The following is a 14,379-nucleotide window of genomic DNA, read 5'->3' on the forward strand; positions in this document are numbered from 1 at the left end:
CTTGGAGGTAGTGTCCAGCTGGCTGCTGGGGTGGACTCCTCCGTCCAGACACCCCTATGGGGTGGTAGGGACGCGTGACTCACGCCCCGCATTCCACACGCTCTCGCCACGGGTGGCGATGTTGTGGGAAGCATTCCGGTCGGCGTGGGCAACGACCCCGCACCCCCGGCAGATGAAAAGCCCCTGGTCGACACGGTTGCGCTTGTCGACGTGGCCGCACTCGGCGCACGTCTGCGATGTGTACGCGGGATCGACGAAGACCAGGGGCACTCCGGCCCGCTTGGCCTTGTAGACGATGAAGTCTCCGAGCTGGACGAAGGCCCAGGAGTGGAGTGCGACCCGTTGGGGCTTGCGGAGCCGTACCCGGTTGCGGATGCCCTTGAGTTCTTCGAGGGACAGGCCGCGCCCGGTGCGTTCAGCCTCAGTCACGATCGTCTTGGAGATGATGTGGTTCTGGTTGGCGGCGTGCCGCGTCTCTTTGCGGGCACGGGCCTTGAGCCGCCGCTTGGCGCTCTTGGTCCGCTTCTTCTGGAGCTTGGCTCGCAGGGCAAGCTGTCGCTTGCGGTACCGGTTGAGTCCCCGCCCGGCGGCTAGGTAGCCGGTGGAGGCGGTGGCGATGTTCTCGATACCGAGGTCCACGCCGATGAAGCCGTCCGGCTCGTACTGCTCGGCCTCGGGCACGTCGCAGGTGGCGACGAGGTAGAACACGCCGTCGCGCGCGATCAGGTCGGATTCGCCCTGCCGGTGCGTCTGGAGCATCTTGAGCGCGTCGGCGGAGCAGGCGAAGCGGATGTTCTTGACCCGGCCGTCCACGGTCCAGATGGACACGGTCCGCTGGTCGTACTGCCAGCTCAAACACCGGTCGTCATACGGCTGCGCGGCCCGGGGCCGGAACGTGATCGGCTTGGACTCGGCCTTGCGGCGACGCCTGGAGCCGTCCTTGCCGAGGTTGCCGGCCCGGATGTTGGCCTTGAGCGAGGTGTACGAGTCGCGGACCTTCTTGATGACGTGTTGCGCGGCCTGCGCTCCCAGCCCACGGGATTTGAGTTCGGCGTAGGTGTGCCTGCGCAGCTCGTACTCACGCGGCACGCCGTGCTCGAACGCCACCTCTGACACCCAGTTCGCGGCGTCGTTGACCGTGCCTAGGGTGCGCTCAAGCGCGGATGCCTGCGCGGCGTCCGGCATGAGTTTGACCTGTGTCACGATCTTCACGGGCGTGATCGTAGCGTTGATCTATGTTATTACGCTGGGAGTAAAGCCCGGTATCCGTAGGGGCCGTAGTGTCGGCCCTGCACCCTCCACCCTGCACGCGCACTTGGTCTTCACCCTCCGAGTATCGGCGCGGACCGTTCACCGACGAGATCCTCCGGCGCTGGGAAGAGGTCATGCGCGACGTGTGTGGCGACTTCGGCGCGGAGCTGCTGGAGTTCAACGACGAACGCGATCACGTCCACCTGCTCGTGCACCACCCGCCCACGGTCGCCATTTCCCGGCTCGTTGGCTCCGGCGACGGAGGGTGGGTCTGGCGAACGACATCACCGGCCCCACCCGCGGCCCCCGACCCGTGGCCGCTGCTCCCCGCCCCGATCTCAGCTTCGAGCAGCAGGTAGGGCCGAAGTGCCCTGTGTCGCGTTGCGTGCCTCAGTGAGGGCTCGCTGCCTGAGGTCGCCGCCGAACAACTGAATCGCGGTGGCGGCCAGGATGTCGTCCCTGCCGATGGTCCGCGGGTTCCCCCTGCGGGTGGACAGGAGGCGGAGGGAATCATCGAGAAGGGGCGGTGGGGTCGGTTCACCCGACACCACCGGGGTGACCGTACCGAAACGTTTGACCCAGCGCTCGCGGGCGACCATGGCCGCGTCCCGGGCGAGGTCCGTCAGGAACACGCTCGCGATTCCGTCCAGGTCGCGGACCATCGCCGGGACGGCCGTCACCCCCTGACTCCACAGCAGCTTCTTGACCCCGGCCTCGAACCTGTGGGCGCCGACCACGGCACTCGGTTTGCGCGACCTGCTGCGTTTAGGAGAAGACACGATGACACCGTCGGCGTCGTACAGGACACCGGTCAGGCCTCGGAAGGTCGGGCTGTGGTTGAACCACCGGGTCCCCACCTCGAGTTCGACGTTCCGGTCGATCGCCGAGAGAAGGTCCCTCGGCATCAGCTTCCTCCGGGCCTCCTCCGCCGCCGCTCTCCTCGCGCCGGCGATGATCTCCGTGAGCACCGTCCGCGTCACCGATGCGGCGGCCCACGTGGCGGACCGAGAGACGGGCATCGAGGTCACGTCACTGAACACCGCCTTGACGAGCGAAGGCTTGAACGGCGAGACACCCATGACCGAGGCGGCCTCGGGACCGATGTGCTCAGGGCGGGCGGGCTGCGGGGTCATCGGAAGACGTGTTCCCTGCTGTCGGAGTCGTCAGAGGCCCACACTCCACCACACGGACACGCTCGCTTTCCGCCTTCCTCCGTCGAGGAAGCACCCGGTCAAGCTCCTGACGGGACGGGCACACCATAGGCGCGCATGTATGACTATTTGCGCAGAATGAGAAATTGCTTGGCATTTCTTAAGAGGGGGTTTTCCGTGGCGATTTGCCCGTGCCCGACGGTGAGGATCAGTGCGTGCCTGGCCGAATGGTCCGGGCAGTGCCGGGGCGTCGGCCCCGGTCCGTACGGAAAGGTCTGAACATGATCAACGGGTTGAAGAGGGCCGCGGCCCTGGGCGCGGCGACGGTGGCCCTGGCCGCGGGCGCGGTCGTCGGTACGGTCGGTACCGCGTCGGCCGCCCCGCAGGACCACCGGCCGTCGCGGGCGTCGCAGGACCACCGGCCGTCGGCGGGGTCGCGCCACTGCGTGAAGGTGGCGGGTCACTGGGTGCGGCAGTGGCAGCCGGCCTTCCGGGACCGTCACCACCACTGGCACCCCGGCCACTGGACCCGCGTGTGGAGCCCCGCCCACAAGGAGTGCCACCACGCACCTCGTGGCTGACGCCGACATCTGCTCCTAGGCGGCGCCGACGACACCAACCGGAACCGGCCCCGGCACGCCCTTCGCGGGCGCGCCGGGGCCGGTTCGTCGTGTCGCACCCGCAGTTCGGGCCGTACGGCAACACCAGGAGCCCCTGTGACACACGGATGCCGCTGATCCTCAAGTACGGCCGGTACGACGTTCCCCAGCGCCCGGAACCGTCACCGAAGGGCGTACTCCAGAGACGGTTCCGCCGGCGCCCGACAGCCCTTGTCGGCCCCAGCAGCAGACGTCTGCCTGGGCAAGGGATGATCCGACCGCCGCCGAACCCTGGAGGTCCTTGCGTGGAACGAGGTGCTTGGCGACGATCCGGCGGGCGTGCCTGTATGAGATGGAGTGTCGGCTCCCAAGTCCTCGATCGACCTGGTCGTTTCAGGGCGAGCTGCCGCGCGGTGGCTGTCACCCCCGGACGATGACGCCCCTCCTGCACGCCGCCACCGCCGGGCTTGTGGCCACGAGGCCCGCGTCGGAGCCCCGTGGGCCGGGACGGGACAAGGGTCGGCTCGTACGCCTCGTACCCTGTGATCATGCTGAACGCTGATCACATTCACCTGCGCCCCGTCACCGAGAAGGACCTGGACCAGCTCGAACGCCTTCACGAAGATCCCGCCGAAGCCGGAGACCACGGCTTCTTCGGATTCCGCAATCCAGGGCAACTTCGACGGCAGTGGGCTGACGGATTCCTGTCCGCTCAGGGCGGCAGGCTCGTGATCGCCGGCGAAGACGACCGGTTCGTCGGCGAGGTGCAGTGGCACGAGGTGATGCAAGGCCCGGCGTCTCCATGCTGGAACATCGGCATCTCCCTGCTCACCGTCGGACGCGGCAAGGGCTACGGGACGCAGGCGCAGCGCCGGCTCGCCGCCTACCTGTTCGACCACACCAAGGCCAACAGGGTCGAGGCGAGCACCGAACTGTCGAACATCGCCGAGCAGCGTGCCCTTGAGGGAGCGGGCTTCACGCGCGAAGGCGTCCTGCGCGGGGCCTGCTTCCGGGCCGGTGCATGGCGCGACATGGTCCTGTACTCGATGCTGCGCTCGGACCAGGCGGCCTGAGTCCGCCGCTGTCCGCCGCAGCCGCGCATACGTGATCGAACCCGACCACCGCATCGACCGGGCTCCGGTCGGTGCTGGTGGCGATGGTGCACGCACCATCCTTCGAACAGTCTGAGCTCACAACACGGCCGGCTCGATGAGGAGGCCGCTGGGGCGCCTGGGAACGACGTCGGCGGCCGCACTCAGAGGATCGAATCGGCTCGTCACTTCCGGAACACCAGAGAAGGTCCGGCCCAAGGTGGTCGCGGTCCGGAGCCGCACGTTCATTTGGCGGGCCTGATTGGCGTATCCGCCGTGCTGGGCGACGATCTGCTGGAAACGTAGTACTGCGTCGTCGAGCATCCCACGGTCTCTCGAAGCCGTCGCGTACAGAACGGCCAAATCGCAAGCCGCCAGCTCTCGGTTGGCTTTGCCGATCCGAAGCGACAGATCGATGAACCGCTCGAACGCCCTGTCGACGCGGCGGAGTACCTCGGGCCGAGACGGATCCAGGGACACATCGGAACGGCGGACACTGAACCCCAGTTCGACTTCCAGTTGAGTGCGTGCCAGCGTGTAGTGGATCTCCGGATCTTCCTGAGTCGCGGCGATGCGTTCCATTCGGGCGACGGCTCGATGGGCACGTTCCCGGTTTCCACCGCGCAGCGCCTCGTGATGCGCGATCCGTCCGTACGCGTCGCTGAGATCGGGAAGGTACCTCCCCTCGTACGGACGATGGCGCTCCAAGTGGCGGGTGGCGGCGAGGTAGCCCTGCACAGCGGCACCATGGTGGCCGAGCGCGCCCAGCATGAAGGCACGGCCGGTCATGCCCTTGAAGACGCTCCAATCCTGGACTCCTCTGGGGCTGTACCGAAGTGCTTCGTCCTGCCGCGCTCGGGCGAAGCGCAGAGCGTGGACATTCTGCGGCTCGAACGTGGCGAAGTAGGCGAGACCGAGGTAGCGCAAGCGGGTGTCCACTCCGGCCGCGGCAACGTCGGGAATCAAACGTCCTGCATGGTGGAGCAGCAGTGGCAGCACCTCACGCTGATTGCTGTGGATGGACCTCTCCAACTGGTCGAGTGACTCGTGCGGGTCGTCAGCCAGTTCGACGGCGTCGGCCGTCACGAGACTGCCGGTCAGCTCCGCCGGATTCCGAAATGGCGCCAGCGGTGGCCGGTGCGCGGTCGTCGCAAGCCAGTTGACGGCCCGTCCCGCATCTCGATATCGCGCATCCTTGTTCCCTGCTCGATACACGGGAGCGTCGTCATCTCTCCGTGACGACGGTGTGCGACGGCTGCCTGAACGATTTCGCGACAAGGCCAGCAGGGCGTCCGCTGCCCGGTCCGGATTCCGCGACATCAGGCACTCGGCCCGTACGGCCTCCCAGAGTTCTTGCGTATCGAGTCTGTCAGGTGCAAGCGTTCCCTCGACAACCGATGCCGTATCGGTACTCGTGAGCAACTGTGCTATCGATGCGTCGACGGCGAGGATCCGGCGATGAACCTGGCGCGTCGACAGCCCCATTTCTCGCGCGAGACTCCGCACATCCGTTCGCTCGCCACGCAATCCGGCCGCATCGATCCAGAGCGCGGCGTCCAAAGCGGTGACGCCGGCAACGGCTCTCTCGCTCACCAGCAGGTGCGCCAGGTGCGCCCGCACGGCAGGCGGCTCAGCCGAGCCGAACACCCTCCTGGCCAGTTCGGGCTTGGGCACGTCGGTCAAGTCGATTACCTCAGCCCCGTTCAGGGCACGCACCTGGCGCAAGTCCAGCAGGAGCCACTCACGAATGGCCCTGACGTCAGCAGCCACCAGCGCAATCACCTCGGGTTCGGTCATGCGTGCCTCCGGGCTCACCAGGCTCGTGTACGGACGATCTCCGAGTGACTTGCTGTCCGTCATCGCATCAGCAGGGTCAGTATCGTTCCGGCCGCGGTGACGACCGCAGCAACGGCCGTGAGGTACGCAGCGACTACGTGATGGTGTGCAAGGTTCCTACCAGCATCTGGCCGAGTGGGATCCGAAGCGGGAGCGCAGTCTGCCTGGTCGCCGGGTGCCGGGACGCGCACACCACCCCTCGTTCCAGCCGCGTTTCGACCCTGAGCGTTCGATGACTCCATCGTGATCCACCCCATCTGTCCGGCGGGAAAGGTGCCTAGGACAGAGCGAATCAGGGCCGCATGAGCAGTAGTTGACAGTTCGCGATTGTGCGACATGGCGGGGACAGTGAGACGAGGGTCGTAGAAACGGAAGCCCTCCGGGAGCCCCGCAGCCGAGCGTGCCCGGCTTTACTTCCGACCGAACGAGGTACGGCGGAAAGTCGCCCCCCTTCCCTTCCACGAAGACCAAGCCGTCCGGTCCCTTCTCGGCGGACCAGGCGAGGTACTGCCCCACCTCCTTGTGAGGGAAGGCCAGAAGGGCGACGGCGCGGACACCGGCGTCCGACTTGCGGAGCGGTGAGACCCTCTCGCGACGCGGGAGGCTGTGGTCGCCGACGTACCCGACGGGATCCTGCCGGTCCGGCCGACGTCGGAGTGACCGGCGGGAGCCTCCTGTAGTCGTCCGCACCCGTGGAGTGGCACATTCCCGGTCCCCGACCAACGGGCGGAGTTGAGCACGCCTGCTCGGTCTGTTTCGCAAGGCTCCGATCCGGCCGGTGATCCGTGCCCGATCGGGGTACACGGCCCCGCATGGCACAGAAGACCGAGCGCGTCATGTTCCTGCGGGCCGTGCGGCAACTGCACCGCGTCCGAACCTTCTACGGGATGGGCATCCTGGTGTGGAGCGCGTCCACCCTCTGGACGGCCTGGCAGTCCGCCGGGAGTCGGCAGATGTGGGTGTCCGCCCTCCTCCTGACCGTCTTCGCCGGCCTCCTCCTCACCGCCACCCTGTCCCTGCGGAGCCTTCAGCCCCCGGAGACGGGCGGCCCGGCTCACCACGCCCCGTCACGCAAGGTCCGCGCCGGGTCCGTCAAACGAGCGACGTGACTGGGTGGTCGGCGGCGGATTCCCGCTCCCGTCAGCGGGCGATCGATAGGGCGAAGGGAGCGAATCCGCTGGACCGGATCACGTGGGGTACGAACAGGACCGCGGCCTCGGCGGCCTGCGCGGTGCCGATCCCGCCGAGGTCCGTGATCCACTCCTGGTGCCAGCCGAGGTCCTCGAGGAGCCCGCGGACGGCCTGCTTGGCTCCCGGGTCCTCACCCGAGAGGAACGCGGTGGGCGGCTGGGCGAGTGAGGTGGGCGCTGTCATCACCGTGTAGAGCATGGTGTTGAGCGTCTTGACGACGCGCGTTTCGGGGATTGCTTCCTGGAGTTGCCCGGCCAGGCTGGAGCCGGGGTAGATCAGGTCGGCGGGAAGTCCGTCCGGGCCGTCGACGGTGGCGTTGGAGACGTCGACGAGGATCTTGCCGCGCAGTTCCTCGCGCAGTGCGGCGAGCCGTTCGAGCGAGCCTGCGCCCGGGGTGGCGTTGATGACGATCTGGGCCGTTCGGGCGGCGTCGGCGGCGGCGCCCGGAGCGCGGTCCACCGCGGTCACCTCATGCCCTGCCCGGGTGAGGGCGGTGGCGAGGCTGCCGCCGACGCGGCCGTTTCCGAGAACTGCAATCGTGGTCATGGTGATCTGGTCCTTTCGTACGTACAGGTAGTGGTGCTGGTGGTGCGCGGTCAGCGCGAGAGCGTGGCGACGGCCTCGGCGTGGATACCGGGCGCGGCGGCCAGAAAGCTCTCGCTCTGCGGGGTCCAGGGGCGGCCCTCGGCGTCGGAGATCCGCCCGCCGGCCTCGGTGACGAGCAGGGCTCCGGGCAGCAGGTCCGCGCGGGCGCCGGAGTACTGCCAGAAGGCGTCGATCCGGCCCGCGGCCACGTTGGTCAGGTGCAGGGTCGCGGGTACGGCGGTGCGGACGACGAGCGCGTCGAAGAGCATCGCGGTGATCGAGGAGCCGACGCGCCGTACGACCTTCTCGTCCTCGTCCGGCCGGGCCTGGCTGGTGGCCACGATGCTCAGGCCGAGGTCCGCGGTCTCGGCGACGCGCAGCGGCCGGCCGTCGAGGTGGGCGCCCGCGCCGCTGAGCGCGGTGTAGGTCTCGCCGGTCAGCGGCAGGTGGACCACGGTGAGCACCGGCTTGTTCTCGCGAACGAGGGTGGCGGTGACCGCCCACTCCGGCAGGGCGTGCAGGTGGTTGACGTTGCCTTCTGCCGGATCCACGACCCACCATTCGCCGGCCGGCAGCGCCCCGCCGTCCAGCTCGTCCTCCACCCAGCCTGCGTCCGGACGGAGGCTGGTGAGGCCGGGGCGCAGGATGTCGAGGGCCGCGTCGTCGTTGGCGGCGAGCGCGTCCATCAGCTCTTCGCGGGTCTCGTAGCGGACCACCTCGCCGAAGCGCTCGCGCAGCGCCGATCCGGCGGCTCGCACGACGGCGGTGGTCCGGCTGAGCAAGTCGGCGTCGGAGGCGATGACGTCAGCGGCCTGAAGCGTTGCGGACATGGTGGTACTCCCTTGTCGATGGGGGGTGTTGAGGCTGGTCGGGCCGCGCTGTGCGTTCCGTCCTGCGCTCTTGATTCGAAGGTATAGAGCCCCATCGTTAACTTCAAATGCATGTCAAGCACGGCTAGGATTACTCACATGCAATTGGACTTGAATCTGCTCACGGCCCTCGACGCGCTGCTGGAGGAGGGGAGTGTGGCCGGGGCGGCCGCGCGCCTGCACGTGACCGCCCCGGCGATGAGCCGCAGCCTGGGCCGGATCCGGCACACGACCGGGGACCAGATCCTGGTGCGCACGGGGCGCACGATGACCCCGACACCGTACGCGATCGCCGTACGGGAACAGGTGCACGAGCTGTTGCAGCAGGTCCAGGGAGTGCTGGCGCCGAGCCGTGAACTCGATCTGGCGACGCTGGAGCGCACGTTCACCCTCCGCTGGCACGATTCCCTGGTCGCCTTGAGCGGCCCCGCGCTGCTCACGGCCGTTCGCGCACAGGCGCCGGGCGTGCGGTTGCGCTTCGTCGCGGAGTCGAGCATCGACACACCCGAGTTGCGACGCGGCGAGGTCGACCTCGAGGCGAACGCCAACCGTCCGAGCGCACCGGACATCCGTGCCGAGAACGTGGGCGAGACCCGTCTCGTGGTCGTCGTGAGGCGAGATCACCCCCTCACACGCGTCGAGTCCCTCACGGCCGAGCAGTACGCCGCCGCTGAGCACGTCACCGTCTCGCGCCGTGGAAACCTCACCAACGCCCTCGACGACGCCCTCGTACAGTTCGGCCTCACCCGCCGAGTGGTGGCCACCGCGCCCACGGAAGCGGCCGCGCTGGAGTTCGCGCGCGGATCCGATCTCCTGATCAGCGTCCCCGAAGCCACCACGCGGTCAGCGGTCGCCGACCTCGGCCTGGTCGTGCTTCCCCTCCCGCTCGAACTACCCCTGGCACTGATATACCTGTCGTGGCATCAGCGCTACGACACCGACCACGCCCACGCCTGGCTGCGGGGTCTGGCACGAACCGCGCTGGCCACGTGCGGAGAGTCGTAGCCGGCGCCCTCGGCCCGCCGATCGGGAGCACCGGCTCAGGGGATGTCCCCACGCTCTGGGTCGCGTACAGGCCGATGGCGATGCCTGCCTCGCGCGCTCTTGCGCAGGGCCCGGAGCGTGGCCCGCCGTGCACAACGGTCCCGGATGCGAGGCTTCGGCGCGGTCGTCCGGGCGTCGGATCAAGCCTGCGCCAGGACGACTTGGGCCAAGTCGAGGGTCTTCGTATCGCGCATGCCGCTGAAGGGGGGCGATGGCGCGCCCCGGCCTGCCGAGTGAAGTCGCTGCCCACGGCTTGCCGCGCCGTTGCTTCATGTATCGATATTCGATAGATTTCCATCGTAGATCGATGGAAGGATGAAGCATGGGGAAACTCACCGTGCGTGCGCTGCGTGCCGTGCTCGTGGTGGTGCTCACCGGCAGCGTGTTCGTACAGGCGTTGATGCTGTGGGCGTTGATCAGCGGGAAGGACCCGGAGGACGGGTCGCTCCCGCTCACCCCGCTGCGGGTGATCACGATCCTGGGCATCGGGACGGCTCAGGTCGCCCTGGTCTGCGTATGGCGGCTGGTGACGATGGTGCGACGTGGAACCGTGTTCTCCCACGCCGCCTTCCGGTACGTGGACATCATCATCGGCGCGATCGTCGCGGCCGCTCTCGTGTGGTTCACGGTCACGGCCCTGAACGCGCCCGGCCAGCGGGACGACCCCGGGGTCACCCTCATCATGGGCGGGATCGGCGTGGCCATTCTGGGAATCGCGCTCATCGTGCTCGTGCTGAGGATGCTGCTCGCCCAAGCCGTCGCCCGTGACGTCGAGGCGGCACAGATGCAGGCCGACTTGGACGAGGTGATCTGATGCCGATCGCCGTCGACATCGACGTGATGTTGGCCAGGCGGAAAATGTCGGTGGGTGAACTCGCGGAACGCGTGGGGATTACCCCCGCCAACTTGGCGGTACTGAAGAACGGCCGCGCCAAAGCAGTGCGCTTCACGACGCTCGCCGCGCTCTGCGAGGCGCTGGAGTGTCAGCCGGGCGACCTGCTTCGCTGGGAAGCCGAGGAGGTAGAGGGTGCCGAGGACGAGTCAGAGGAGATCCCGAACACCGCCGAAGTGTCAGGCCGAGGTGCCCGACCCTTGTGATCGGCGCGGTCTCGTTGACGGCGCCACCACGGACACCGTCCTCGCTCAGATCTCCGCCTTGCTCGCGGACGTCGGCCTCGACCACAGCGCCCGGCGCCTCACCCGCACACCCACCCTGGACTCACGGCCTCAGCTCGACGGCTACTTTACTGATCCCTACGCCAGGCTCGGCGGCCTGGAGGGCTTCGGACACCCCTTCACCCCCCGATCCACCACCGCTGAGACACCGTTCAGCTGTGCCAACTCGGCGCCCTGCGCCGCGATCACTCCGGCAGCACTCGCCTGTGGGACCCGCTCGCCGACCTTGAGTGGAGGGCCGCCAGATGCCGCACACCCCCTGCGTCGTCGGTATCAACCTCGGCCACGACGGCGGCGCCGCCCTGATCACCTACACCACGATGGTCGCGATCGGCGAAGAACGCCTCAACCGCACCCGCTACAGTCCCGGATGGCAGCCCTCCCTTCTCTACTGCCTGCGCGCGGCGGGCCTGACGCTCTCCGACGTCGACCTGGTCGCGGTCAGCGGCATCGGCCGCACCCCGCCCACCCGGGCCGAAACCGGTCTCACCCACCTCGGCATCGACCCGGCCAGGATCATCCCCGTCGACCACCACCTCAGCCACGCCTATACCGCCTGCTTCCTCAGCCCGTACGACGAAGCGACCGTGCTGGTCGTCGACGGAGGAGGCAACAACAACGACATCGAGACCTACTACCGGACCACCCTCGCCGGCATCGAACGCCTCGGCGACAACCTCACCACCCGCGCTAGTTCCGCCGGGATCGGCGCAACCTACGAGGCACCCGCACCCACGCCCCCGGCGTCGCCGACCTCGCCGCCCGCACCGGATTCGACTTCGGCCCGCACGGCAGCCGCGGCAAGGACGAACTGGGCATCAACGCCGCCGCCTACGTCCAGAGCCAGACCGAGCGTGCCCTGTGCACGTTCGCCGAACAGACGATCGCCGCAACCGGTCTCGGCAACCTGTGCCTCGCGGGTGGCGTAGCCCTCAACTGCGTCGCCGCCGACAAGATCCGCCGCCTGGACACGGTCGCCGGCTACTTCGGCCCACCCGCCTCATCCGACCGCGGCCAGGCCCTCGGCTGCGCCCTGTACGCCTGGCACCGTCTGGCCGGCGACCTGCCCCGCAGGCCGCTGTCCCACGACTACTTCGGCCGCGACTACACCCCTCAGGAGATCGAACAGGCCCTGCGCCGCGATCCCCGCTCGGGGCTCGTCGAACGCCGCAGGACTGCGTTCACGTGGCGCCGCGAGAGTGACATCGCCCGGACAGCCGCCCAGATGATCGCCGCCGGAAAGATCATCGGATGGTTCCAGGGCGGCAGCGAGCTCGGCCCCCGTGCCCTCGGAGCCCGCAGCATCCTCGCCGACCCCCGCACCACCGCCAGCTCCGACGCCCTCAACCAGAGGATCAAGCACCGCGAACCGTTCCGGCCCTTCGCGCCGGCCGTCCTCGCCGACCACGCCTCCGCCTGGTTCGACCTCGATGTGGCCAGCCCCTTCATGCTGCTGGCCCCGCCCGTCCGCCCCGTTCGCGCCGACGAGATCGCCGGAGTCGTGCACGTCGACGGCACCGCACGCGTCCAGACCGTCGACCCGGCCACCACGCCCGCCTACGGAGCGCTGATTCAGTACTTCCACCAGCTCACCGGAGTGCCCGTCGTCCTGAACACCTCCTTCAACGACCGCGAACCCATCGTCGAAACCCCCGCTCACGCCCTCGCCACACTCCAGGACTGCGATCTGGACGCCGCATGCATCGGTTGGCTTTGTTCATGAGAAGCGACAGCAGATGTTCACCACTTCGGGAGGCACGTCAGCCGGTGGTTGTTCGATTCGGTTGAGCCGGAACTCGCCCGTTGAGCGGGCTGTCCTACCGGACGGTACGGACAGCAGCGTGGCTCCAGCTCAGCACGAGCTGGAGCCACCAGGGCGCGTGTGGGACTACTCCGCTCGCTTCGGCGGGCGGGCAGTTCAGTATGGCGTTACTCGACAGGCACGGTGGGGTCGCTCACGGCGATGAGCTCGTTGTCGCAGATGACGCGGACACGCAAGCCGATGAAGTCGTCGATGGTCGTGTCCTCGAAGTCGTGTTGGAAGGCTGAGGTCCCCGGGGGGTTGATCGTCGCGCCGATGCCGCTGAAGTCCACCGGCGCCAGATCGCCGATATAGAGAGCGCAGGACGCGTTCGGGTCGGCAAAACCGTCGTTGAACTGGCCGTTCATGCGGACCGCGCTGGTCTCGGTCTGGGTGAACGTGACCCGGCCGCCCAGGAAGTCGGTGTAGCTGACGTCACCGATGTCTCTGTGCTGGACCGCGCGGGCGGCCGACGCGCCCGCAATCGCGGTTGTCCCAGCTGCGGATGCAGCCGGCGAGGCCACCACCGAGACGAACCCCGCCAGCACGGCCGCGGTCACCGCGGACCGCCAGGCAATCCTTCCGAACCTCATGAGCTGCTCCTTCTACGTCGAGACGGAACGCCCCGGACGCGGCTGCTGCCGCAGGAGGTCCGCCTCCCGACGGTGACAGAGAGTAAGAGCGAGATCGCGCAGTGACATCAGGTGATCACTCGCACCGGCTATTCCTCGCATCAGAAACGGATACAACGCGCGCGCTGCGCCGGACAGACGCGCGCGAGCCCATCCCGTTCGATTCCACAGACGCCGCAAGTGCCTCCGGGAGTCGTTCACATCTGCTGCTCGTTCTCGTGAACAAAGCCAATGGGTTAGCCTGCGCGCATGCGCGGACAGTTCACCGGCTGGCCGGAGCAGGCCATGGACGTGTTGTGGCAGCTCCAGGGCGAACCGACCCACGCGACCCGCGAGCGCTACCGCGCGGACCGCGAACGCCTGGTCCGGCAGCCGATGATCGCCCTGCTCAACGAGGTCGCGGACACCGACTCCCGGTACGAGGACTTCTCCGTCTGGCACTACCGCACCAACTCCTGGTGGTGGCAGCACCAGGGCGCGGTGATCCGGCTCGGCCGCAAGATCGAGATCGGTCTCCGGTTCTCCCTGGATGGTCTGCGGATCCAGGGCGCCTGGTGGTACCCCGATCCCGGCCAGGTGGACATGTTCCGCAAAGCCGTGGCCTCCGAGGGGAGCGGACGCGAACTGTCCGCCATCGTCGAGGACGTACGGAAGAAGGGCTACGACATCTCCGGGGACGTGATGAAACGCCCCCCGCGCGGCTATCCGACAGACCACTCCCGTACGAACCTGCTGCGCCACCGTTCTCTGATCGCCGCCCGTCCCCTCGGCTGCGAGGAGTGGCTGCACACCCCCGAGGCGGTCGACCGAGTCCTCCTGGCCGCCGCTGACCTGGACGCCCTGCTGATGTGGCTGGTCCGCTACGTGAAGCTCGCCGTCTGACGTCACGAGGGCCCCGCGCGGCACGGGAGGAACCGCCATCGGCCCCCGCACTCAGAAGGTGACGCGCACCTTCAGCGCCGACCGGTGGTCCATCGCCCGAGGGCCGTCAGGCACCTCGGCCAGGGAGACGGCATAGTCGAAGACGGGCCCCGGATCGAAGACCTCGGAGAGCACGTCCGGCAGGAGTTTGGGCATGTAGGCGCGGATTGGGGCGATGCCCCCGCGCAGCGCGATGATGTGGTCGAACATCCGGCGCAGAACGCCCCCGCGT

At 68.2% G+C, this 14,379-nt stretch carries 16 protein-coding genes and 1 pseudogene; 10 read left to right on the top strand and 7 right to left on the bottom strand.

What is annotated here, in order from left to right:
- Positions 1 to 54 precede the first annotated feature (54 nt).
- The gene (locus ACFRIC_RS16485; RefSeq protein WP_382785945.1) at positions 55 to 1,185 is read right to left on the bottom strand and encodes an RNA-guided endonuclease InsQ/TnpB family protein; all 1,131 of its coding nucleotides are present in this window, start codon (positions 1,183 to 1,185) and stop codon (positions 55 to 57) included.
- A 61-nt stretch (positions 1,186 to 1,246) separates the two neighbouring features.
- Here ACFRIC_RS16485 and tnpA point away from each other — a divergent pair.
- A pseudogene (gene tnpA / locus ACFRIC_RS16490) lies at positions 1,247 to 1,514 on the top strand (IS200/IS605 family transposase); the annotation flags it as partial.
- A gap of 75 nt (positions 1,515 to 1,589) precedes the next feature.
- On the opposite strand, the gene ACFRIC_RS16495 reads toward tnpA, so the two are convergent.
- Positions 1,590 to 2,384 (bottom strand): hypothetical protein, encoded by a 795-nt coding sequence (locus ACFRIC_RS16495; protein ID WP_382785575.1) that lies wholly within the window; start codon positions 2,382 to 2,384, stop codon positions 1,590 to 1,592.
- Between the two features lie 299 nt (positions 2,385 to 2,683).
- Between ACFRIC_RS16495 and ACFRIC_RS16500 the strand changes: the two genes are divergently transcribed.
- Together ACFRIC_RS16500 and ACFRIC_RS16505 are read left to right on the top strand one after the other, a co-directional pair.
- Positions 2,684 to 2,983: a hypothetical protein gene (locus ACFRIC_RS16500; RefSeq protein WP_382785577.1), complete on the top strand. Its 300-nt coding sequence runs from the start codon at positions 2,684 to 2,686 to the stop codon at positions 2,981 to 2,983.
- Positions 2,984 to 3,549: 566 nt separating this feature from the next.
- Positions 3,550 to 4,074, top strand: coding sequence for a GNAT family N-acetyltransferase (locus tag ACFRIC_RS16505; protein ID WP_382785579.1), 525 nt, complete (start codon positions 3,550 to 3,552; stop codon positions 4,072 to 4,074).
- 117 nt (positions 4,075 to 4,191) lie between these two features.
- On the opposite strand, the gene ACFRIC_RS16510 is transcribed toward ACFRIC_RS16505, so the two are convergent.
- Entirely contained in the window at positions 4,192 to 5,889 is a 1,698-nt protein-coding gene (locus ACFRIC_RS16510; RefSeq protein WP_382785582.1) for a hypothetical protein, read from the bottom strand.
- Between the two features lie 851 nt (positions 5,890 to 6,740).
- Between ACFRIC_RS16510 and ACFRIC_RS16515 the strand changes: the two genes are divergently transcribed.
- Positions 6,741 to 7,037 (top strand): hypothetical protein, encoded by a 297-nt coding sequence (locus ACFRIC_RS16515; protein ID WP_382785585.1) that lies wholly within the window; start codon positions 6,741 to 6,743, stop codon positions 7,035 to 7,037.
- 31 nt (positions 7,038 to 7,068) lie between these two features.
- Here the strand turns inward: ACFRIC_RS16515 and ACFRIC_RS16520 are convergent, their stop codons facing one another.
- Together ACFRIC_RS16520 and ACFRIC_RS16525 are read right to left on the bottom strand one after the other, a co-directional pair.
- Positions 7,069 to 7,665 carry an NADPH-dependent F420 reductase gene (locus ACFRIC_RS16520; RefSeq protein ID WP_382785588.1) on the bottom strand — a complete coding sequence of 199 codons (597 nt, stop codon included), beginning with the start codon at positions 7,663 to 7,665 and terminating at the stop codon, positions 7,069 to 7,071.
- Between the two features lie 50 nt (positions 7,666 to 7,715).
- On the bottom strand, positions 7,716 to 8,534 hold the full coding sequence (locus ACFRIC_RS16525) for an inositol monophosphatase family protein (protein ID WP_382785591.1): 819 nt from the start codon (positions 8,532 to 8,534) through the stop codon (positions 7,716 to 7,718).
- 138 nt (positions 8,535 to 8,672) lie between these two features.
- Here ACFRIC_RS16525 and ACFRIC_RS16530 point away from each other — a divergent pair, with 138 nt between their 5' ends.
- The 5 genes from ACFRIC_RS16530 to ACFRIC_RS16550 all read left to right on the top strand — a co-directional run bounded on the left by ACFRIC_RS16530 (position 8,673) and on the right by ACFRIC_RS16550 (position 12,516).
- Complete coding sequence (locus tag ACFRIC_RS16530) at positions 8,673 to 9,578, top strand: LysR family transcriptional regulator (protein ID WP_382785594.1); 906 nt, start codon at positions 8,673 to 8,675, stop codon at positions 9,576 to 9,578.
- A 361-nt stretch (positions 9,579 to 9,939) separates the two neighbouring features.
- Positions 9,940 to 10,431 carry a DUF2975 domain-containing protein gene (locus tag ACFRIC_RS16535; RefSeq protein WP_382785597.1) on the top strand — a complete coding sequence of 164 codons (492 nt, stop codon included), beginning with the start codon at positions 9,940 to 9,942 and terminating at the stop codon, positions 10,429 to 10,431.
- Positions 10,431 to 10,715 carry a helix-turn-helix domain-containing protein gene (locus ACFRIC_RS16540; RefSeq protein WP_382785600.1) on the top strand — a complete coding sequence of 95 codons (285 nt, stop codon included), beginning with the start codon at positions 10,431 to 10,433 and terminating at the stop codon, positions 10,713 to 10,715. The genes ACFRIC_RS16535 and ACFRIC_RS16540 overlap by 1 nt, the downstream gene beginning before the upstream one ends.
- A gap of 323 nt (positions 10,716 to 11,038) precedes the next feature.
- Complete coding sequence (locus tag ACFRIC_RS16545) at positions 11,039 to 11,722, top strand: hypothetical protein (protein ID WP_382785602.1); 684 nt, start codon at positions 11,039 to 11,041, stop codon at positions 11,720 to 11,722.
- Positions 11,653 to 12,516: a carbamoyltransferase C-terminal domain-containing protein gene (locus ACFRIC_RS16550; RefSeq protein WP_382785947.1), complete on the top strand. Its 864-nt coding sequence runs from the start codon at positions 11,653 to 11,655 to the stop codon at positions 12,514 to 12,516. The genes ACFRIC_RS16545 and ACFRIC_RS16550 overlap by 70 nt, the downstream gene beginning before the upstream one ends.
- A 206-nt stretch (positions 12,517 to 12,722) precedes the next feature.
- On the opposite strand, the gene ACFRIC_RS16555 is transcribed toward ACFRIC_RS16550, so the two are convergent.
- On the bottom strand, positions 12,723 to 13,187 hold the full coding sequence (locus tag ACFRIC_RS16555) for a hypothetical protein (protein WP_382785604.1): 465 nt from the start codon (positions 13,185 to 13,187) through the stop codon (positions 12,723 to 12,725).
- A 288-nt stretch (positions 13,188 to 13,475) separates the two neighbouring features.
- Here ACFRIC_RS16555 and ACFRIC_RS16560 point away from each other — a divergent pair, with 288 nt between their 5' ends.
- Entirely contained in the window at positions 13,476 to 14,108 is a 633-nt protein-coding gene (locus ACFRIC_RS16560) for a DUF2461 family protein (RefSeq protein ID WP_382785607.1), read from the top strand.
- 51 nt (positions 14,109 to 14,159) lie between these two features.
- On the opposite strand, the gene ACFRIC_RS16565 is transcribed toward ACFRIC_RS16560, so the two are convergent.
- Positions 14,160 to 14,357 (bottom strand): hypothetical protein, encoded by a 198-nt coding sequence (locus tag ACFRIC_RS16565; protein WP_382785609.1) that lies wholly within the window; start codon positions 14,355 to 14,357, stop codon positions 14,160 to 14,162.
- Positions 14,358 to 14,379: the final 22 nt, after the last annotated feature.

This window comes from Streptomyces sp. NPDC056738, assembly GCF_042790435.1.
Classification (GTDB): domain Bacteria; phylum Actinomycetota; class Actinomycetes; order Streptomycetales; family Streptomycetaceae; genus Streptomyces.